Source organism: Rhodohalobacter sp. (assembly GCF_041686455.1).
Lineage (GTDB): Bacteria > Bacteroidota > Rhodothermia > Balneolales > Balneolaceae > Rhodohalobacter.
In genome coordinates this window covers 30,792-52,545 of record NZ_JAWLDW010000006.1, presented here as the reverse complement: position 1 = coordinate 52,545, position 21,754 = coordinate 30,792, and the positions used below count along the sequence as shown (strand labels likewise).

15 protein-coding genes are annotated in these 21,754 nt (G+C 43.6%); 7 read left to right on the top strand and 8 right to left on the bottom strand.

What is annotated here, in order from left to right:
• Positions 1 to 122 precede the first annotated feature (122 nt).
• Positions 123 to 587, bottom strand: coding sequence for an EVE domain-containing protein (locus ACESM0_RS01735; RefSeq protein ID WP_372903031.1), 465 nt, complete (start codon positions 585 to 587; stop codon positions 123 to 125).
• A gap of 81 nt (positions 588 to 668) precedes the next feature.
• Between ACESM0_RS01735 and ACESM0_RS01730 the strand changes: the two genes are divergently transcribed.
• Positions 669 to 1,265: a hypothetical protein gene (locus tag ACESM0_RS01730; protein ID WP_372903029.1), complete on the top strand. Its 597-nt coding sequence runs from the start codon at positions 669 to 671 to the stop codon at positions 1,263 to 1,265.
• Positions 1,266 to 1,272: 7 nt separating this feature from the next.
• On the opposite strand, the gene rfbB is transcribed toward ACESM0_RS01730, so the two are convergent.
• Genes rfbB through ACESM0_RS01710 form a run of 4 tightly spaced genes read right to left on the bottom strand, consistent with a single transcriptional unit; the run spans position 1,273 to position 4,439 of the window.
• Positions 1,273 to 2,280, bottom strand: a complete 1,008-nt coding sequence (gene rfbB / locus ACESM0_RS01725) for a dTDP-glucose 4,6-dehydratase (protein WP_372903027.1) — start codon at positions 2,278 to 2,280, stop codon at positions 1,273 to 1,275.
• A gap of 38 nt (positions 2,281 to 2,318) precedes the next feature.
• Positions 2,319 to 2,867 (bottom strand): dTDP-4-dehydrorhamnose 3,5-epimerase, encoded by a 549-nt coding sequence (rfbC, locus tag ACESM0_RS01720; protein WP_372903025.1) that lies wholly within the window; start codon positions 2,865 to 2,867, stop codon positions 2,319 to 2,321.
• The gene (gene rfbD / locus ACESM0_RS01715) at positions 2,864 to 3,730 is read right to left on the bottom strand and encodes a dTDP-4-dehydrorhamnose reductase (protein ID WP_372903023.1); all 867 of its coding nucleotides are present in this window, start codon (positions 3,728 to 3,730) and stop codon (positions 2,864 to 2,866) included. The genes rfbC and rfbD overlap by 4 nt, the downstream gene beginning before the upstream one ends.
• A 4-nt stretch (positions 3,731 to 3,734) precedes the next feature.
• Complete coding sequence (locus ACESM0_RS01710; RefSeq protein WP_372903021.1) at positions 3,735 to 4,439, bottom strand: sugar phosphate nucleotidyltransferase; 705 nt, start codon at positions 4,437 to 4,439, stop codon at positions 3,735 to 3,737.
• Between the two features lie 161 nt (positions 4,440 to 4,600).
• Here ACESM0_RS01710 and ACESM0_RS01705 point away from each other — a divergent pair, with 161 nt between their 5' ends.
• Positions 4,601 to 9,739, top strand: coding sequence for an invasin domain 3-containing protein (locus ACESM0_RS01705; protein WP_372903019.1), 5,139 nt, complete (start codon positions 4,601 to 4,603; stop codon positions 9,737 to 9,739).
• Positions 9,740 to 9,753: 14 nt separating this feature from the next.
• On the opposite strand, the gene ACESM0_RS01700 is transcribed toward ACESM0_RS01705, so the two are convergent.
• Positions 9,754 to 10,674 (bottom strand): DUF4835 family protein, encoded by a 921-nt coding sequence (locus ACESM0_RS01700; RefSeq protein ID WP_372903017.1) that lies wholly within the window; start codon positions 10,672 to 10,674, stop codon positions 9,754 to 9,756.
• A 40-nt stretch (positions 10,675 to 10,714) separates the two neighbouring features.
• Between ACESM0_RS01700 and ACESM0_RS01695 the strand changes: the two genes are divergently transcribed.
• From ACESM0_RS01695 to gltB, 3 genes are all read left to right on the top strand, one after another.
• A complete protein-coding gene (locus ACESM0_RS01695) occupies positions 10,715 to 11,542 on the top strand; it encodes a hypothetical protein (protein ID WP_372903015.1) in 828 nt (275 codons plus the stop codon).
• A 15-nt stretch (positions 11,543 to 11,557) separates the two neighbouring features.
• Entirely contained in the window at positions 11,558 to 13,663 is a 2,106-nt protein-coding gene (locus tag ACESM0_RS01690; protein ID WP_372903013.1) for a ComEA family DNA-binding protein, read from the top strand.
• A gap of 311 nt (positions 13,664 to 13,974) precedes the next feature.
• A complete protein-coding gene (gene gltB, locus ACESM0_RS01685) occupies positions 13,975 to 18,426 on the top strand; it encodes a glutamate synthase large subunit (protein WP_372903011.1) in 4,452 nt (1,483 codons plus the stop codon).
• Between the two features lie 156 nt (positions 18,427 to 18,582).
• Here gltB and ACESM0_RS01680 read toward each other — a convergent pair whose 3' ends face one another.
• A complete protein-coding gene (locus ACESM0_RS01680) occupies positions 18,583 to 19,776 on the bottom strand; it encodes a phosphoglycerate kinase (RefSeq protein ID WP_372903009.1) in 1,194 nt (397 codons plus the stop codon).
• Positions 19,777 to 19,948: 172 nt separating this feature from the next.
• On the opposite strand from ACESM0_RS01680, the gene ACESM0_RS01675 reads away from it, so the two are divergent.
• On the top strand, positions 19,949 to 20,590 hold the full coding sequence (locus ACESM0_RS01675; RefSeq protein ID WP_372903007.1) for a hypothetical protein: 642 nt from the start codon (positions 19,949 to 19,951) through the stop codon (positions 20,588 to 20,590).
• Between the two features lie 8 nt (positions 20,591 to 20,598).
• Here the strand turns inward: ACESM0_RS01675 and ACESM0_RS01670 are convergent, their stop codons facing one another.
• Positions 20,599 to 21,309, bottom strand: a complete 711-nt coding sequence (locus tag ACESM0_RS01670) for an HAD family hydrolase (RefSeq protein ID WP_372903005.1) — start codon at positions 21,307 to 21,309, stop codon at positions 20,599 to 20,601.
• Between the two features lie 161 nt (positions 21,310 to 21,470).
• Between ACESM0_RS01670 and ACESM0_RS01665 the strand changes: the two genes are divergently transcribed.
• Positions 21,471 to 21,754, top strand: a 284-nt coding sequence (locus ACESM0_RS01665) for a LemA family protein (protein WP_372903003.1), incomplete at its 3' end; no start/stop codon positions are given.

The following is a 21,754-nucleotide window of genomic DNA, read 5'->3' as shown; positions in this document are numbered from 1 at the left end:
ACAGTTCTACAGTTCTACAGTTCTACAAAAGATAAACATCATTGACACCCCTTCCACCTAATGGCGGTACTCCCCTCCCCGGGAAATATCACCCGGGACCAGAAAAGCACTGGCAGGGGAGACTACTCGCCAGCCAGTTTTAGAATCTTTTTATACTGCTCCTCGGTCACTTCGGTTATGGAAAGTCTATTCCTTTTAAAAAGCTGCATTTCCAAAAGATCTTCATGCTCCTTAAGCTCATCACGAGTGACCGGCTTCTCAAATTTTTGAACAAATTTCACATCAATCAGCTGCCACCGGGGATCACTTTCACTGCTTTTCGGGTCGAAGTATTTGCTATCCGGATCAAACTGAAGAGGGTCGGGATATGGCTCTGTGCAAACTTCCATCTCACCGGCAATCACAGGCGGTTTCACATTCGAATGATAGAAAAACGCCCGGTCTCCGATGTTCATTTTATCTCTCATGATGTTGCGGGCCTCGTAGTTTCTCACTCCGCTCCAGCGAATCTGGCCATCACGTTTCAGGTCGTCAATACTGTAGGCATCCGGTTCAGACTTCATCAACCAATACTGTTTTTTACTCATCGATAAATCTTTTTGTAGTTTGATATTTAACTTTGTGATTCAAACAGGGGTATTAACCCGATCATTCCGTGGAAATTAGTCATGCAATCTACAAATCCAAAGCCTGAAAAACCTGTACTGTTCTGGAGTGGCGGCAAGGATTCTTACCTGGCACTTCTGGAGTGGCAATCTAATGAAAATCTCGAGCCAATTTTGATCACAACCTATGATGATGAATCAGGAGTGGTGCCATTTCAGGAGATACCGATCAGCCGGATTCAACGACAGGCATTAAAACTGGAACTTCCGCTCATCACCATTCCACTTTCCCACCCGGTTAATAATCGTTCTTATCTGTCAACACTTAAAATAGAGTTCACCTCTGCCCCATACCGGGTTACTGATTTGATATTTGGGGATATTCATTTGCAGGATATCCGAGAATGGCGGGAAAAAGAGTTTGGGAATCTTGGATTCAAATGCCATTTCCCCATTTGGAAAAAGTCCACTGAGGAGCTTTTAACTCTCCTTGAAAAACAGAAAAAAGTTACCGTTAAGCTGCGATCTGTTTCTGAATCTCACCGAAACAGGATAAAACCCGGGATGACGTTCAATCGAAAATTTATTGAGTCACTCCCTGATGATATTGATCCGTTTGGAGAGTATGGTGAGTTTCACACAGAAGTTATCTTTGACTGAGTGAATTTTACTTCTCTGAATATCGCCTGATATACCATTGAACCGTTTCTGCAAGTTCTTCTTCAAAATCAGAAGAGGGAGACCATCCCAGTTCACTCTTGATCTTTGAGATATCTACCGAGTATCGGAAATCATGACCTGGACGATCATGCACAAAGCTAATCAGATTTTTGTAATCCTCTTCAGGGCCTTCGCCAACTTCATTATTTAAAATATCGCAGATCAGCCGAACCAGATCGATATTTTTCCACTCATTTTTCCCACCGATATTATAGGGTTCACCGGCCTTCCCTTCTTCAAAGATTTTCATCAATGCTTCACAGTGGTCTCTCACAAAAAGCCAGTCCCGAACATTTTCTCCGGTGCCGTAAACCGGAATTTCTTCCTTCTCCAGTGCCTTTCTTATCACAGTTGGAATCAGTTTTTCATCGTGCTGATGCGGTCCGAAATTATTTGAACAGTTTGTAATCAGAGTGTTCATTCTATAAGTGTGAAAGTAGGATCTCACAATCATATCGCTGCCCGCTTTAGATGCTGAGTAGGGAGAGTTTGGCGCGTACGGAGTAGACTCCGTAAAGGACCCTTCATCACCGAGCGTACCATACACTTCATCCGTAGATACATGTAAAAATCGCTTGGGACCTGAAACTGTTGAAGCCTCACTATTCCAGAATTGCCTGCACTCTTCCAGAATATTGAATGTCCCTACAACATTAGACAGGATAAACGGCTCAGGGCCTTGAATGGAGTTATCCACGTGAGATTCTGCCGCAAGATGAATCACACCGTCCGGTTTCCATGTTTTAACCGCCTCCTTAACCGCTATTCGGTCAACAAGATCAAGTTTTTTAAAATGATAACGGCCCGATTGTTTCAGGGGTGCCAAATAGCTAATATCTGATGCATATGTAAGTTTATCGAGATTCAAAATCTCAATATCGGGATAGTTTTCATACAGGTGGAGTATCAGGTTTGAGCCGATAAATCCTGCACCGCCGGTTACAATTAATTTCATTTCTCTTGGTTGCTTTTCAAAAATTCACACTTGTCTACTTAAAACAGATCATGCTCATCCATTTCTCTTAATAAAGGGAGATTTTTGTCTTTCTCTGAGAGGATAGGTGCTTTAACCTTCCAATCAATATTTAAGTCGGCATCATCCCACTTCACTCCCTGTTCCAGTTTCTTATTATAGTAATCGTTGCATTTATAGTATACGGTGGCTTCATCCGAGAGTACCGAAAAACCGTGTGCAAACCCCGTAGGGATAAACATCATATGCCGGTTCTCACTACTCAATATCGTTGCATAGTGATGCTTAAAGGTTTGTGAATTTTGCCTCATATCAACTGCAACATCCAGTATTTTACCTTTTGGAACCATCACCAGCTTCCCCTGTGAGGCAGGAGGCAATTGATAATGCAATCCTCTCAGCGTCCCCTTTTTGGATACAGATATATTATCCTGGACAAACTCAAACTCCAGCCCGTGATCTTTAAACAACTCTACCCGGAATGTTTCCAGGAACTCTCCCCTTTCATCCTTAAAACTGTCAGGCTTGATTAGCCAGACGTGCTGTAGCGATGTCTCTTCAAATTTCATAATGAATGATTTAGTTTCTTTAAAAGAACTGATAATCCTGCTTTCCAAGCAAGCACATTTAATCCCTCTTTTTCAAGTTTTTGATTGGACAGAAGCGAAAAAGCAGGGCGATTTGCTTTCGTGGGAAATTCTGATGAAGGAATTCGATTCACATTCACTTTTAAATCTGATTGATTGAATATTTCCTCCGCAAAATCGGCCCAAGAAATTCTACCTTCTGAACTAATATGATAAACGCCTGATTTTTGAGAAGTCAACAGCTCAAAACATTTCTCAACAACATCAAACGTAAATGATGGACTCCCTTTTTGATCGTCTACAACAGAAAGTTCATTCCGTGTTTCCGCGAGACGAAGCATGGTTTTTACAAAGTTGTTACCAAATGGTCCACATAGCCACGAAACACGGATGAGCAGGCAATCCAACGGGCTGTTTTCAATAATAATTTCACCTGCTCGTTTAGATCTGCCGTAAGCGTTGACGGGGCGCTTTTCAGCATCTTCAGGATAACCTTGGGGAAACTTACTCCCATCTTCAAAGTTACCGGGAAACACATAGTCCGTGCTGAAATGAACCAATTTACAGCTGTATTCCATACAGGCACTGACCAGATGCTCAACTCCAGTTTCATTTACAGAATAGGCCAGCTTTTCTTGATCCTCAGCTTCGTCCACGTTAGTGTAGGCAGCGCAGTTAATCACAACATCAGGACGGCACTCTTTGAGCCACTTTCTGACGTCCTCCCCGTTTGTGATGTCCAGCTTTGAGGAGCCAAAAGCATCAAAAGGCAACCCTTTCAATTCTAAAAAGCGAACCCACTCTCTTCCCAACTGTCCGTTCGCACCAGTAATCAAAAACTTCATATTGCTAGTATTTTGTAGTAAGCTCATTCGCTCTCTTGTAGGAATCCGGAGTACCGGCATCGGTCCACCACCCTTTCAGTACAGAGTATTTCATTCGCCCCTGTTGGATATAGTGATTATTGACATCTGTAATTTCCAGTTCACCGCGATTGGATGGCTCCAGGGTTTCAATGATATCAAATACATCCGGCGGGAAGAAGTAGATTCCGGTAACAGCAAAGTTTGACTTTGGTTGATCAGGCTTTTCCTCAATCCCAGTTATCTTATCTTCCTTCAACTCCGCCACACCAAATCGCTGCGGACCATCAACCTCTTTAATGATGATTTGGGCTCCGCTTTTGTCATAGTTTTTTACAACCGCAGTCAAATCTGACTCAAAAATATTATCACCCAGAATAACCGCCATCGAATCATTCCCAACAAAATTCCTTGCCAGCCCGAGCGCCTGTGCAATTCCCCCCGCTTCATCCTGAACCTTGTAGGTAAATCTGCATTCAAAATCTTTTCCTGAGCCAAGAAGGTTTACTACATCTCCCATATGCTCGGTGCCCGTAACAATCAGTATCTCATCAATCCCGGCACCGGTCAGCTTTTCGATCGGGTAGTAGATCATCGGCTTGTTTCCCACCGGAAGCAGATGCTTGTTTGTCACTTTTGTAAGCGGATAAAGTCGCGATCCGGTCCCCCCCGCTAATATGATTCCCTTCATAGATTTTTATTCAGTTTGATTAGCTTTGAGCCTACAGTAATCAATTAAAATTAATTATATATTTAATGATCAAATAAAATCATTCTAATTCTGTTGATCAGGCCGTACTGTGTATCTTTAGTTATACCCATTTGCACTTAGGCTTCACTTTTTTAAAAGGTATGAGAAACTCTCAGTCCATAAAAATTTTAATCTCTATATTCTCATTTCTGCTCATCGGAGGGCTTTTTAATCAAGCCAGCGCGCAGGATGTGATTCGGGCATCCGGTGGCACCGGCCTCTCCATTGATAATGTGGGCGGAGATTATGCCACATTAACCGGCCCAACCATTCGGGAGACTGCAACAGGACAACTGCAAGAAAATGGCACTGTTATTCTTACTCTTCCTTCAGGGTATGAGTGGAATACCAATCTGACAGCAGAAAGTATTCTGGTTGACATACAAGGAGTGGGTGCCAACAACACCGATTTAGACATTGAATTTACATCCATTTCAGAAACTGAGATCGTATTTACTGTTGTAAACCAAAGCAGGTCAGCCGGTAATGGTCAGGGACCTGGACGTGTCAGTTTTGGAGGTTTGCAGCTCCGTCCGGCGAACACATCTATACCTGATCAGGGAAATATTTCAAATACCGGAACTACAGGCCCTACAGATGCGAATTATGGAAATTTGAGTAAAGTGGCGGGGCAGATCAGTGAGATTATTGTTGAAACTGCCCCCGATGGCACCGGAAACCAAGTTGACGACCAAGATTTGCTGGCAGGTAATTCACTAACCGTTTATGCTATCGGACGAGATATTGGCGGGAATTACATTCGCAATGTATCCCTTGCCGATGAAAATGACTGGACATTAACAGAAATAACAGGAGGCCTCAATCAATCTAATTTAACCCCTTCAAATGACCTTAGAAGTGCTTCTCTTAATTCACAAATAACTGGGTCAGCACGGATTCAAGCTACTTTTGAAGATGCAACTCCTGTGCCATCAGGATTGATAACCGTTCAGCCTCGAACTGCTCGTGAACTGTCAATATCAACACAACCCTCAGGAACGGCTGTTGCCGGTCAAGTTTTCCCAACACAACCGGTTATTCATTTACTGGATACATTTGGCAATCTGGTCACCACAAACAATTCCTCAGAAGTATCTGTTGCGATTACTGGCGATGATGGTTCATTAATAGGTACAACTACTATCACCGCCAATCAGGGAGAAGCTGCATTTACCGACCTGCTCACAGAATCAGCCGGTGAATTTACGCTTACATTCTCTTCAAGCGATCTGACAGATATCATTTCAAACAATTTTACAGTTCAGCCGGCCGCCCCTGCTAAACTCGGTTTTGTAACTGTCCCCAGTTCGGGAACACAAAACGTAAACCTCTCTCCTCCTCTCGAGGTTCAACTATTTGATGATTATGATAACGTAGTCGAGGAAGGCGGTATAACGGTTAACACATCCGTCAACTCGGGAACAGGGCAGCTTCAGGGAACCACATCGGTTCAAACAAACAGTTCCGGAGTTGCACTCTTTGATGACGTTTCATTTGATGATGTCGGAGTCAAAACTGTATTGGCGGAAGCTGCTGGACTAACATCTGCCATCAGTTCAGAAATTAATATTCTGGATACAGATGCTGTTTCCGGGTTTCGTATCGAAGCTGCCGGAGGAGGACCCATTCCGGACCAGGTGGCAGGCGAGCCTTTTGATATTGACATTTTTGCCATTAACTCCGAAGGAACCGTAATTACAGATTATAACGATACCGTTGATCTGACTTCAACTTCTGATTTCATTACCGGTGAAGGGACTACAGCTGCATTTACGAACGGCGAACTATCCGGTTTAACAGTTGCATTGAGTACTTCAGATAATCATACACTTACGGCTACAGACAGTAATGACAGTTCGATTTCCGGTAGTTCAGATACTTTTCTGGTACAACCTGCCGGTGTTGATTTTAGTAATACGGTGATGACTGCCAATCCGGAACAGATTTCGGCAGATGGAGAGAGCACCGCGTTGGTTACTGTGCAGCTGAGAGATGAATTTGGCAATCAACTTAACAGTGGCGGAGAAACAATTACCGCAGAAACGGATCGCGGATTATTAAGCACCGGGAGTATTGCTGATCAGACATCTCTTACCGCTACAGATAATGCTGACGGTACATATACCGCTATTTTAACCTCTTCTACAGACGTTGAAACAGCAACACTGACCGCACTCAATAACGGATCGCCGATTGCGACTACTTCTGTAGATTTCATATCCGGCCAAGTTGCTGAATTTGTCATCTCCGTTCCTCAAAGCAGTGGTATTCCGGTAAGCCAAACTGCAGGTGTACCTTTTGATATTTCAATAGAAGCCGTGGATGAAAATTTAAACCGGGTTGAATCCTATTCCGGAACCCTTGATCTCTCAACAAACTCGGTGTTTTCATCGGGCTCTTCAGTATCTGTGAGCAACGGCATTGCTGAAAACCACTCTGTGACATTAACTCGCAGTGGCGAGGATATTACCTTAACAGCCTCCGATCAGGAAGTATTTGGACTCAACGGAACCAGTCCTTCGTTCACTGTAGTCGCTGCTGAACCGGACGTTAACACTTCCCAACTTTCAGTTAACCCTGATGTTATTGAAAATGATCCCGCTTCGGAGTCTATCATCACTGTTATTCTTCGAGATGAATTTTCCAATCCTGTGCTCACCGATCAATCCGGTAATCTATCATTAACTGCCCAGAGAGTTGATCCGGCAGGTACCATTTCTGCCACACTTTCCAACTTGGTTTATGTATCTCAATCCAACCAGTATCAGGCCACACTTACGGCATCAACAATCCAGGAAGAAATTGAATTTACTGCTACTTACATCGGCTCAGAACTACCTCAACGCCCAAGGGTCAGCATAACAAATCCTATCGTTTGGCAGCCCGGTGGAGGGCCCGAATCGGTTCAGGTAGATTGGACACGTGCCGAAAACTGGTCTTTAAACAGGCAACCGGAGCCGGGTGATTTTGTGATTATTCCAAGCGGTGAAAGTTACTATCCTGACCTGGACCTGAATGTAAACGTTGGCAGCATGCAGATTGACGATGGTGCACAACTCGTTTTATTCGGCGGTAATGCCATAGAGGTTTCCGGGACAATAGAGGTAAATGGAACTCTCGACATAGAAGATAACACCAGCCTGGCCATTGGCGGTAACTTTTCGGGAACCGGTACTTTTGCATCCGGTTTAAATACAGATATTGAACTTGGCGGAGACCTTACTCTCCAGAATTTCCTGGCGAGGACAGCAGGAACGGTTGTTCAGTTTAACGGCCAATCTTTACAGACAGTCAACACCCCAAATTTACTGGCAGAACGACTCGAAATTCTGAACAATGTCACCGTTTCATCAGGTAATCTGATTGATACTTCTGAATTACTCATTACAAAGGAAAATTCTTTTATCCTTGCGCAAGATGCAGATATAACCCTCGACAATCTCCAAAGCATTTCCGGAGAGGGTGAGCTTCAGCTAAACAACAATACGTTGGTTGTGAGAGGCAATTTAGATCTTTTGAATATTGACGCCAGTGAAGGTACTGTCATTTTTGGTATTCGCATAAACGAAAATTTTGCTGATTATCCTAATTTGAGCAGGCAGCGCATTAACAATTTAACACAGATGAAAAACGCTGTCATAAATAATACTGAAGGAGTTCGAACTTTCGACGATATAATTGTTGATGGCGATTTAACACTTCAGAACGGTGATTTAATCATCAGCTCCGGTCGTAATTTCATTGCACCTAACACAAATTATGTAAATGGGCAACTTCAGTTTAGAAGAACACTCAGTAATCGAGGATGGAAGATGCTATCAGCTCCTGTAGCTTCGACATTTCAAGACTTTTTTGATGGATTGACGATTCAGGGTTTATCCGGTAGTACTTACGAGAATCGTCAACCTAGCTTGATGTGGTATGATGAAACATTTGTAGACCCAACCGATCCGGAATTGACAACAGATAATCAGCGCTGGACTGCGCCAAACTCTATCACAGATAGTCCTGAAACAGGGTTAGGTTATTTTTTCTATGTATTCGGCGATGTACCGGGTGACAACGATTACAACGATCCGCTCCCGAGAACCATAACTATATCGGGGCAGGAGAATTTCCATGGTCAAGCCGGTGATTTTACATTTCCAGTCACCTATACGGCCGAGGCTGATACCGGATGGAACATGGCCGGTAATCCATTTGGCGCCACTCTAGATTGGGACGCAAACGGATGGACAAAAGAGAATATGGATGATGTGCTCTACATCTGGGATCAAAATGCACAAGAGTACAAGTATTGGAACGGAGAGACGGGCAGCCATGGTAGCGGCAGAATTGCACCTTTTCAGGGATTCTGGGTGAAAGCTAACCAGGAGAGTCCCGTTTTGTCAGTGGATCCATCAAACAAAACAACCGACGGTGTATATAGAAAATCAAATGAACGGTATCAGGATGTGCCGGTTATTGCTCTGCAGCTTGAAAGTGATTTTCACACCACATCCACCCATTTTTCATTTACTGAACAGGGAAGCTTTACTACGGACAGGCAAGATGCGTATCGACTTCTACCTTTTGATGCAACGACCTACCTTGAAATCTACTCCCTTTTTGCAGACGGAACGGAATTGGCTATCAATAACCTACCCCGGGATTTTGGCAAAACCATCGAAATTCCTGTGGCAGCAGGTGCTATTAAAGATGGGAATTTTCACAACGGAATTGTGACGCTCACCTGGCCGGAGCTCAAAAATATTCCGGAAAGCTGGTCAGTCATTCTGGAGGATAACCATACGGGTGATCGCATTAATTTAAAAGAGAACAATTTTTATGATTTTGAAATCAGAAATCAAGGGAAAACGGCTCCGGTAGTAAATGCACCCTCCAATTTCAGGTTATTGCAAAAGTCTGCGGCTAAATCGGGGAACTCCCGTTTTACACTATTCATTGAGCCGGGAGAGGATGGATCTGAATTACCTGATGAAATTGCATTGAACCAAAACTACCCTAATCCATTCAATCCATCAACTTCCATTGAATTTGCGTTACCTGTGGAGGACCGTGTGAGAATTGATGTTTTTGATGTTCTTGGAAGAAAAGTGCAAACTCTGGTTGATCAGCGATACCAGGCAGGATATCACGAAATTAACTTTGACGGTAACTCACTGGCCAGCGGAGTTTATTTTTACAGACTTATCACATCAGATAAAGTATTAAACAAACGAATGACTCTCATCAAGTAATTATTTTAAATCTTCTACTCCAACAATTTCCTATACTCCGAAGTATTGGCAGGGTCTGCATCACTTATTATATTATATGCAGCCGTACGTACTGATGGTGAAGCATCCATTAAAGCGGCGACAATCTCCATGTATTTTGTCCCGAAAAATAGATCATAAAGATAGTTGTTGCTTGTCACGCGTTTATTTTCTCTGATTAGATCCAGTGCCTCAACAATTTCATTCCTGGCAAGCTCTTCCTGTTGTGTAAATTGATCTAATCCCAATCGGTGATACCTGTAGTAAGCACTTCTTAAATCCCTGTAAGACGGATTGGTTAAATCATTGATCAGACCAAATCGATTCCGCTGTGCTCCTATCGATCTGCCCCAACCCTGTGCACCGGTGTTCTGAGCAATTTCAAAAATGCTTAACGCAGAATTGAAGTGAGATGACCCTCCTAAATCTGAGAAACTGTCGTAGTCATATCCCAAAATGATATATGCGTAAAAATCCAGGAAGCTAGTTAAATCATCAAACTGCAAATCATCAAAAATCAGATTCTTATTTCTGGAGTAGTTAAATCGCCAGGCACTGTCGCTGATCACCATCAGAGTTGATTGCCGATTTGTATTGTAGATCGGTCGGTTTGCGGTAATAACCGCTTCTGCCGTAAAATTGGAATTACCGTCCACGTCTGTCAGCAGGATCTGAATATTACAACGAATGCGCTCATAATCTTCATAACGATCATCTGTCCACCTGTTTTCATTTAGATATCTCTCAATGGCCGGTGCCAGTTCAGACACATATTCTGTTGAGCTTCCGCTGATCTGACGATCGTTTACAGACACCGCACAATTAAGCTCCTGCGCATGTAAAATTTTTAGATTAACCGTCAAAGCCAAAAAAAGCAGAACGTTAACAAAAATTGAAATTTGAAGTTTATCCTTCATATTCAGATAATATAAGTTCTTAAAACGAAATCAATAGAGAATGATAAAGAGGACTCCAATAATATCCCTTTTTATTTTAACATTATCAGTGGCTTTCTGTTTTGCTTGGTTTTCGAAAGCAGAAGCCCAATCTGTAATGGGGGCAAAATCGATATCGATGGGGCAATCAGGTGTTGCTTTGCCCGAATCGGAGTGGTCGATATTTAACAACAGTGCCCTTCTTTCAACGGGGAGAAATACAGTTTCATTTTATGGCTTCCGGTATGTTGGTATTGCAGAAATTACAGACATGGCAGCAGCTGCCACGGTTCAAACGAATGTTGGTACGATTGGAGTAGGTGTACATCGTTATGGTTTTAACCTTTTCCATGAAAACCGATTTTTGCTGGCCTACAAAAATAGCGAGGACAGGTTTCACTACGGAGCCTCCGTCTCTTATGTTTATATTTTTCAGGGTGAAGATTATGGTTCAGCAGACGCTTTTGGGTTAGATTTAGGCCTTGCTGCTGAAATAACCGAATCACTCTGGATGGGTGTGCGGGCTACAAACGTGAATCAACCCGCCTATGGAGACACCGACGAAAATCTTCCCCGGGAATTAGCAGCGGGCTTTAGCTATAAACCCGCTTCATCAGCGCAGATTACTGCCGAAATTGTGAAAGACATTAATTTCCCACTCTCCTTCAGGACAGGGCTGGAGTTTGAAATATTCACATCATTCTTTACCCGGGCCGGAATTTCCACAAAACCCTCCACCTACTCTTTCGGATTCGGTTATGGCAGTGAACGCTGGGCTGTAAACTTTGCCCTTCAGCAGCATATTCCACTTGGAATGAGCCCGGGTCTCGATCTATCCATACAAATTTAAAAAACCGGCCTGATCATGAATCTACTCTCTGCATCTCGTCATTCAATACTATTCGCTTTCAGGGCATTTCAAATTGTTGTAATAAGCTTCCTTTTAACTTTTCATCTTTTTAAAAGTGCAGCTGCCCAGCAACAGGACTCTACGCAAGCCCGGATTGAATGGGATATTGAACGTGCGCTCCAAGAGTTTGACGGTGAGGAGACCGATCAAAGCCTTGAAGAACTACTTGAATTTCTTCAAACCCTGGCAAACAACCCGTTGAATGTTAACCGCGCTGGCATAGATGAACTTTTGCAGGTTCCGGGAATGAATTTTCGTCTCGCTCAAAGTATCGTAGAGTATCGAAACAGAGAGGCGCCTTTTGAGGAGTTGGATGATCTCATTGATGTTTCAGGAATCGGACAGGCAACACTTAACCGCATTCGCCCCTATTTGACAGTTAGCAGAGGATTGGACCGTGGAAGGGATCTCTATTTGAATCCTCGCTACTGGACACGGAACAGCCGCACGGAGGGATTCAGCCGTTATCAACAGACCCTGGAGAAGCAGCGAGGATATCAGCGCCCCGACACTTTGGGTGGATTTGTTGGGAGCCCTGTGAAATACTATCAGCGATATCGCTATTCGAGCAATCATCTCTCACTGAATATTACTCAGGATAAAGATCCCGGCGAACCTCTCGAACATCCTGCAGGTTTCGACTATACCTCATGGCATATAGCATTGCAGGAAAATGGTCGGCTCAAAGATTTAATCATTGGTGACTACAGTGTTGCTTTTGGCCAGGGATTACTGCTGTGGAGTGGCGGAGCTTTTGGTAAGGGCAGTGAGGTTATCCGGACTCCGAATAAAAATGAGCGTGGAGTGCGTCCATTTACATCAGCACAGGAGATGATCGGGTTCAGGGGAATTGCTGCAACGTACGGCAATCGATTACAACTCACCGGTTTCTACTCAAACCGGCAGCGTACAGCTTCTGAGATTGATGAAACCTACATCCGTTTCCCAACCGAAAGTGGCTATCACAGAACCTTGAATGAACGTGAAAGACGGCTGAATTTAGCCCAGGAAACTTTTGGAGGAAGAGCCAGAATCCAGATTCCGAACGGATTTTTCGGTGTATCCGGTTTTCATAACCGGTTTGAAAGACCCGTCCAGGAGGGAACACTCCCATGGCAGATCAATAACTTTCATGGACAGACCCTAAGTGGCTACTCAGCAGATTACAGGTTACTTGCAGGACCGGCACTCCTCTTCGGCGAGGCAGCCTATAGCAATAATGGAGGTTATGGAGTGCTTAGCGGTGCTGAACTTGAACTCGGAGATCGTACTGATGCCATTGCGGTTTATCGCTATTATGAACCTTCATTTCAGTCCATTTTTGGTGCAGGATTTGGAGAACAATCAGGAAATCCGGGGAATGAAGAGGGTTTTTATCTTGGACTCAGCCACAGTCTTGGCTCAAAAGTTCGGATCAGTGCCTATATCGATCAGTTTCGATTTCCGGCCGCACGTTTTCAACAGCGACAACCTTCTTCGGGGTATGACTGGCTCTCATTGATAGAATACAGCCCGAACCCTGATCTGCAATTTTATGCTTTAATCAGACATAAGTTAAGGGAAGAGGAGTATGCCGCTTTTGATGAGATGGGTAGAGAGCTCAGGATATTAGGCGAAACCCGCCGAACGGGAGCAAGATTTCAGGCAGAATATCAGGTAAATCCCTCAATAAGGCTACGTACCCGTTTTGATACGGTCAGAGCTCGCACCATTCCGGAAGGCGCCAGCTTGGGCTATCTTGTTTTTCAGGACATTCGATTCTACCCGTTTCAAAACGTCAAAATTGACGCCAGAATAACCTTGTTCGATACGGATGATTTTGATTCAAGAGTGTTCCAGTTCGAAAACGATCTGCTGTACGTTCTCTCAAACACCATGCTCTTCGACCGTGGGAAGCGAATGTATTTTGTCATAAACTATCAGGCAGCCTCATGGCTGGACTTTTGGCTAAAAGCGGCAACTACCGTTTACAGTAACCGTGATATAATCAGTAGCGGAAACCTTCAGATTGATGGAAACCGACGAAGCGATATTGGAATTCAGGCAAGAGTGAGATTTTAAAATCAAATACAGGTAAAGCGTTTCTATTTTAAAGCTGAAAATTTTTCTTTAGATCATCTGTTTTGGAATTATCAACGCTGAAAACACGAAGCCAATCTACCTGCAATATCTACTACCACCGGCTTATACACCATCCCTTACTTGGTAATTACGCCGGATTATATATTTAATTATTTAGTCAATTTAAAATTATTGACTTATTAATTAACTAAAAAGCGCTTCCAATTTAAAATATATTGCAAAGTTGAATATTTATAACATTATTTATTCAGTGTTAAAAATTCAGAAGTTCTCAATCAGCCCTCCCCGTTATGGACCACTTCAACTATTTTAAAGATAAATCTTCCTGTGGTGTTGGTTTTATTGCCAGCAGAAAAAATGAATATTCACACAAAAATTTACAAAAAGCACTCCATGCTCTTAGTTGTGTTGAGCACCGTGGGGCGTGCAACGCCGATTTCATCTCCAGTGACGGCGCCGGGATAATGGCAGACATTCCATTTGGGCTATTTGGATATGAAAAAGGCGAGGTGGCTGTAGCAACCATATTTGCGCCACACTATAGTCAGAGAAGAAGAAAAGCTCTTAGAATATTTGAAGAAACATTTCAGTTTTTCGGCCTGGAAATACTAGAGTATAGAACAGTTCCGGTTGACATTTCAGTACTTGGCAATATTGCAAAAGAGTCGATGCCCTACATAATTCACGCTATCATTAAGAGGCCCGACCACTGCCGCACCGACAGTTCGTTTGATAAGCTGCTTTTTACGGCTAAGCAAATGACCCGTACAAAGGAGAAAGACCAGGGAATTGTCCGTGAATTCTTTTTTACATCTCTTTCGGCGCGCACCATTGTATATAAAGCACTTACCAAGGCAAACTCTCTCAAAGACTTTTACCTCGACCTGCAAAATCCTGATTTCAAAACACGGTTTGCTCTTTTTCATCGCCGTTTTTCGACCAACACCAAAACTTCTTGGGATAAAACTCAACCATTTCGAATTATCGCCCACAATGGGGAGATAAACACCATTACCGGTAATCGGTCGTGGGCTATATCCAGAGAAAAATATCTTGGTGTTCCAAAAGATGAGCTACTAACAAGACAACAGATTAGTGACTCCGGCAGTCTGAACGAAATGGTTGAAGCCCTCACCTACCGCAGCAGTATTCCCTTTGTGGAAGACATTCTCGCCATTATGATTCCGCCCGCAAAACAAGGAAACAGTTTTTATAAGTTTTGGAGTCGGGCAATGGAACCGTGGGACGGTCCCGCGTTTATTTCTTACTCGGATGGATCATCCATAGGCGGACGCCTCGACAGAAATGGATTTCGGCCTTGCCGCTGGGTTGAAACTGATCAACACCTCTATCTAAGTTCAGAAACCGGATCCTTCGACATTGATCCCGCATCTGTAAAAAGAAAAGGTACACTCCAGGCCGGAAACGGAATTAAAATGGAGCTCGAAAATGGCAAAATCCACTTTAGGGATCCCAGCTACTCGCGCGAAAATTACGACGCCGATTTTGAGCATCGTCTCGAGCATCTGAAGCCTGGAATTATTGCGGAAACAGATAACAGTTTGATTAATAAGCATCTGTTTAAGTACACCCGAGAGGATATTGAAAACCTGTTGGTGCCTATGATTACTGATGGCAAGGAGCCGATTGGTTCGATGGGCGACACAGCAAGGCCGGCTCTGTTTTCCGATCAGCCTCGCTCCTTTTTTGACTATTTTTATCAGAACTTTGCCCAGGTTACGAACCCGCCACTCGACTATATTCGGGAGAAGATGGTCACTGACTTAAGCATGTACATCGGGAAACGACCTAATATATTTTCACCCAAAGAGCTGATACCGCAATTTCCCGGCTTTGAAATTGAATCTCCGCTCCTTTCTTTGGGACAGATGAAAACGCTCAGAGGTATTAACAAATCGCCTTCCAGAGTTATAACGGCTGAATTTGAGATGACCTTTTCAAGAGATCATGGTGAAGTCGGCTTCAGATCTTCCATCAGGAATGTAACCGACAAAGCGATCAAAGCAGTTAAAGACGGAGCCACAATCCTGATCATATCTGATCGAAACGCAACGTCTAAACAACCGCCGATACCCAGTCTATTAATGCTTCGATCTTTGGTGAACGCGTTGAATGAATCGGGACTGCGGCTTAATGCATCAATTGTAGTAGATACAGCCGAAGTAAGAAATACGCACCAGTTTGCCGCACTCGTAGGCTTCGGTGCCACAGCGGTTTGTCCTTATAAAGCACTTGAATTTGCAAGGTTCGGAGATCACAGGAAATTCAAGAATCTTGATGCTGATATTCGCGAACAGAACGTTATTAAGGCTTTTAATACCGGGCTACTTAAAATTATGTCGAAATCAGGTATTTCTGTAGCTCGTAGCTATCAGACTTCGAAACTGTTTACTGCACTGGGTATTGGCAAAGAGCTTAGAGATCTGTTTTTCCCCGGGTTATTTTCTCCTGTAAAAGGTATCGATGTGAAAGAGGTCGTGAGACAGATCGTCAACCACTCGGAAGTTGCTGAAGAGATGGCAGATGACGATAAACCGATCCACACCTTTCTTTACAAAGAGCAAAACAGAGGGACGAAAGGCGAAAAGCATTCCATGACTAATACCCAGTCGAAGATTGTTCACAAATTGGTGCGTAACAAAAATCTTTCTCTGGATGACATTGAACTTTACAATGAATACTTGAAAGCAGGTGAGGACTCCGATCCTGTAAATATCAGAGATCTGTTCACATTCAATACAACCGGCAAGAAAATTGGTTTGGACAAGGTAGAGCATAGGGGTAAAATCTTACAGCGATTTGGGTCCGGAGCCATGAGTTTTGGCGCCATCAGCGCTGAATCTCAACGAGATATCTTCCTTGCAATGAGAGAAATGGGAGGCCGGTCAAATAGCGGTGAAGGTGGCGAAAATCCATATTACTATACTCTTGGTATCTCTGCATCTACAAAACAAGTTGCCAGTGGACGATTTGGTGTTACTGCCGAGTACTTAATGGCCGGAAATGAGTTTCAGATCAAAATTGCCCAGGGTGCAAAGCCGGGTGAAGGCGGTCAGCTAATGGGAGTAAAAGTGAATGAAGATATTGCCTTTGCACGCCACAGCGAGCCCGGATTCGACCTCATTTCCCCTCCGCCCCTTCATGATATTTACAGTATTGAAGATCTCAAACAGTTGATTTACGAGCTCAAGCAGATTAAGCCATCCGCAAAAGTAAATGTCAAACTGGTCTCCGGTGAAAACATTGGGACGATTGCTGTTGGAGTTGCCAAAGCCGGAGCTGACGTGATTCATGTTTCGGGAGGGGACGGCGGAACAGGTGCCGCAACGCTCACGTCAATGAAACACGCCGGCCTTCCCTGGGAAATCGGTTTGTTTGAAGTTCATAAAACTCTTTGCAAACATGGCCTCAGGGGATTTGTAGAATTACGGACAGATGGCGGACTCCAATCCGGAGCCGACATTGTATCTGCCGCCATGCTAGGCGCTGAAGGGTTTGACTTCGGTAAACTTTTGCTGATTGCAGAAGGTTGTGTAATGGCTCGAATTTGCGAAAAAAATACCTGTCCCACAGGTATCGCCACTCACAATCCAAAATTTAAAGCCAAGTATAAAGGCAAAAAAGAGCATGTAGTGAAAATGCTTGAGTATCTCGCTGAAGATGTAAGACGTCACCTGGCTTTCATTGGTGTGGACACACTAGACCAACTGATTGGCCGCGTTGATCTGCTAACGGTTAAAGAACTCCATCAGGAATTGGTAGAGTCCAGAAATATTGACCTGGGGTATTTTTCTTCAGACGCAGACGATGATTTGCATCAATACAATAATCAAAGCAATCCGTTTAATGAAGGAGTCAGCGAGTTTAACAAATTCTTTTCAGAAAGGTGTGAAAAGATTGTTGAGGACGAGAAAGAGTTTGAATATAAAGGATCTATTCATTCCACAGACAGGGCAGCACTTGCAACTCTATCCGGTGTTATAGCAGCACATGTTTCAAGCAAGAGAATGGCGGAAATTAAAGAAAAAGGTGAAGCTGAATCAGACCACAGCTTTAACGGTAAATTGGATCTGGAATTTTCAGGAAGTGCAGGCCAGGGTTTTGGTGTATTTCTAAATGAAGGACTGAATGTAAAACTTTGGGGGGAAGCGAACGACTCAGTAGCCAAGGCGATGTCGGGTGGTTCTATGGTGATTAACCCACCAAAAGAGACAACGTATAATCCGTCTGAAAATGCCATTATCGGGAATTGTGCCCTGTATGGAGCAACGGGAGGAACTCTTTACGTTCACGGATTAGCCGGCGACCGATTTGCCGTACGAAACAGTGGAGCTGTTGCTGTAGTGGAAGGGACCGGAATGCACCCTTGTGAATATATGACAAACGGCACGGTGGTAATTCTGGGGTCAGTCTCCAGCAATGTAGGCGCCGGAATGACCGGTGGTATACTTTATTTGAGACGTGACCAGCTTCACCAGATAAATGAAGAGTATGTAACTCCTCTTGAGCTGGATAAAGATTCCTCTGAAGAACTCAAAAAGCTGATCACCGATTACTTTTCGGAAACAAATAGTGGGACAGCAAAAATATATCTCGAAAACTGGCCTGAACAAAGGAAGCAATTTGTAAGGTTAAAGCCCAATGGCGTAATTGCAAATATAGAAGCCACTACGGAAGATGAGAATAAAAAGCAGGTTTCATTGAAAAGAGCGACGCAGTAAATAAAAAGACCTCTTTAAACCTGAATCTGGTTCTTTCATGTCGATTATTGCGTATCACTGAGCATGCAAAAAATAAGCCCCTACCTTGAAAAGGAAGGGGCTTTTTGATTTCCCAAATTCAAAGATCTAATAACAAACTCAGGTTATTTTATTTACTTATTTATCCGTCAATGCCACAACACCGGGCAGCTCCTTACCCTCCAGATACTCAAGACTTGCACCGCCACCGGTGGAAACATGAGAAACCTGATCCATTAATCCGGCTTGTTTAATCGCAGAAGCTGAATCGCCGCCGCCAATAATGGTTGTTGCACCGGATTTGGTTGCGTCGGCCAGTGCCTGAGCTACTGTAAAAGTACCCTCGGAAAAATTCTCCATCTCAAATACTCCCATCGGGCCGTTCCAAACCACCGTTTGAGCCGCTTTGATTTTGTTGCCGAACGCAAGGCACGCCTGCGGACCAATATCGAGTGCCATCCATCCGGACTCAATTTCGTCTGAGTCGACAACTTTATGTTCCGCATCATTTTTGAACTCTTTGGCAACTACAGAATCTACCGGCAGCATAAAGTTTACTCCGGCTTCATCAGCCTTTTTCATCAATTCGCCGGCCAATTCAATCTTATCTTCTTCTACCAGAGAGTCTCCAATTTCCCATCCTTTCGCTTTCAGGAAAGTATACGTCATACCGCCGCCAATAATGATAGAATCCACTTTGGTAAGCAGATTTTCAATCACTCCGATTTTATCAGAGACCTTCGCACCTCCCAGAATAGCAACAAAAGGCCGTTCCGGATTATTGACGCTTTCTTCTAAATATTTGATCTCTTTTTCCAGCAGGAAACCCGAAACAGAAGGCTGTAAAAATTCAGTTACCCCGGCTACGGATGCATGCGCACGGTGACTACTTCCAAACGCGTCATTTGCAAAAAGGTCGGCACGTTTTGCGAGCTGCTTTGCAAATTCGGGATCGTTATTCTTCTCTTCTGCATGGAACCGCACATTTTCGAGCAGCACAATTTCTCCTTCACTAGCTGCTTCAATTACGGCATCCGCTTCCTCACCAATGCAATCAACGGAAAAATGAACAGGCACATCAACCAGGGTTTTTAAATGATCTGCTACCGGTTTAAGACTAAATTCCGGATCAGGCTCACCGGCCGGACGCCCCAAATGACTTGTCAGAATTAATTTTGCACCGTGTTCCACCACATAATTGATAGAATCTAAAGCTTGTATAATTCGATTGTCGTCAGAAATTTTTCCTTCTTTGATAGGCACATTAAAATCCACTCTCATCAGAACTGTTTTGCCTTTCAGTTCTACATCCTTTAAAGTTAGTTTAGCCATTGTTATCTATTTGTTTTTTTTTAATCTGATTTACTAAATTCCATTTATTCAAACTTGTTCACTGTTGCCACATTATAGAAATCAGAGAATTTATCTAAATCGTTCGCTTGATGACTGTGGCGTTCCTATTATCAAAATACAGTGAATCGGCGTTTAATCGAAACGATCGGCCATGAAATTTCACTACTTTCTGCTCCTTTTATTTTTTATCCCGTTGTATGAAGCGGCCGGACAATCCCACTCAGGTTTTAGTCTGAGTTTAACCGGAAGCTACGCTCCGAATCTGACCGTTAACGACCGGAATTTCGCGAACAACAGATCGATCGGGTTGCAAGCCTCCTATTTTGATGAAGACTACACACGAATTGAATACAGTTTCCTCTACAGCCGCGGTTACGATGCTGCCGTCTCTTATGTGATTGGACTCTCAGCCGCCGCGGTATTTCAGATAACCGATGATCTTCGTTTAAAACCGGGATTGGGAGTTCAGGAGTTTAAAATGGCGGATCGATCCTGCCGAACCACCTGGCGATCCATCCTCGACACAATCTTTGATGTAGACAATAAATGCTCCGATGATACCCACGCATCGTTCATCGGGTTCATTTCCCTGGAATATCAACTGGCAGATCCCTTTTCACTCTTTTTACAAACAACCTATAGAGCCGTTCTGAGTAGCGTCAGGCAGGAATCAAGCGTTGAGACAGTAGGCCCGAACGGAGAAACCTCTGAAAGGACATACTACACGACCGATCGATCCTTCTATAACAGCGGATTAAGCGCCGGTCTCGGGTTTCGAATCTACTTCAACTAAATCGGGGTTTATAAATCAAGGTAGTTCAGCAGGTCTTCGAAATCTTCAAATTCAAAATCTGCTGATACATCTGTATTGCCATTTCGGGAGGCCTCTTTGTCAATTAGTGCCGTAAACCAAGCTGTTTTCCAGCCCGCATTATTACCACCCACAATATCGGATGAAAAGGAATCTCCCACATAGAGAATCTCTTCTCGCGGTACCCCGGCTTTCTCCGTTGCCACATCAAATACGATTGGATGGGGCTTCAGCTTTCCAATATCTTCCGTGACCAGCAGCGGACTGCAGTATTCCTTAATATTTAACTTATCAAATTTCAGCTCCTGAGTCTCCTTAAAACCATTCGTGATAATTCCGGATTTAACCTTTGAGCTAACCAGTTTTAATACGGACTGTGCACCATCAACCCAGGTCCAGTATTCTCTGTAACTGTTCATATAATACTTTCCGATCTCTTCACTCCTGGCCGTGTCGAGCTCAAACTTTTCCATTGTATTTCGAAAACGGGCGCTCTGAAGTTCATACCGGTCAATCTCGTCTCGCTGGTAACTCTCCCATAGCAGGTGGTTTACCACTTGGTACTGCTTAAGCCATTGATCGATGGGAACCTGCTGAAGTTCCTGATAATGATCATATGTAGAGTGTTGTGCTTTCCCTTCAGCTGAAATATGGTCCAGTAAGGTATTGTCGAGATCGAAATAAATGAATGATGGTTTCATGTGTACTGCGCCTTTTGCAATTTTTACCTGATTAAATCCAACCCAAAGGTAAGGCCTTTATTAACAAATCAGATATTCTTTTAAATAAAATGAATCAAACCCAAGTCACTTTCGTATATTCGCATTTGATCTTTTAAATGAAAATTAAACACTTGAAATCAATGAATATCAAGACCTGGTTAGGAATTGGGGTTGTCGCTTTTATTGTAATTTATGCTGTGGGTTTGAACAACTCACTGATTGAAAAAGAAGAGGAAGTGAATCAAGCCTGGGCACAGGTTGAGAATCAATACCAACGCAGGGCTGATCTGATTCCGAACCTTGTAAGTACTGTGCGCGGAGCTGCTAATTTTGAACAGGAAACCATCACTCAGGTGATTGAAGCCAGAAGCCGGGCAACCTCCATCAACCTGGAAGCCGGTGATTTGAACGATCCACAGGCTTT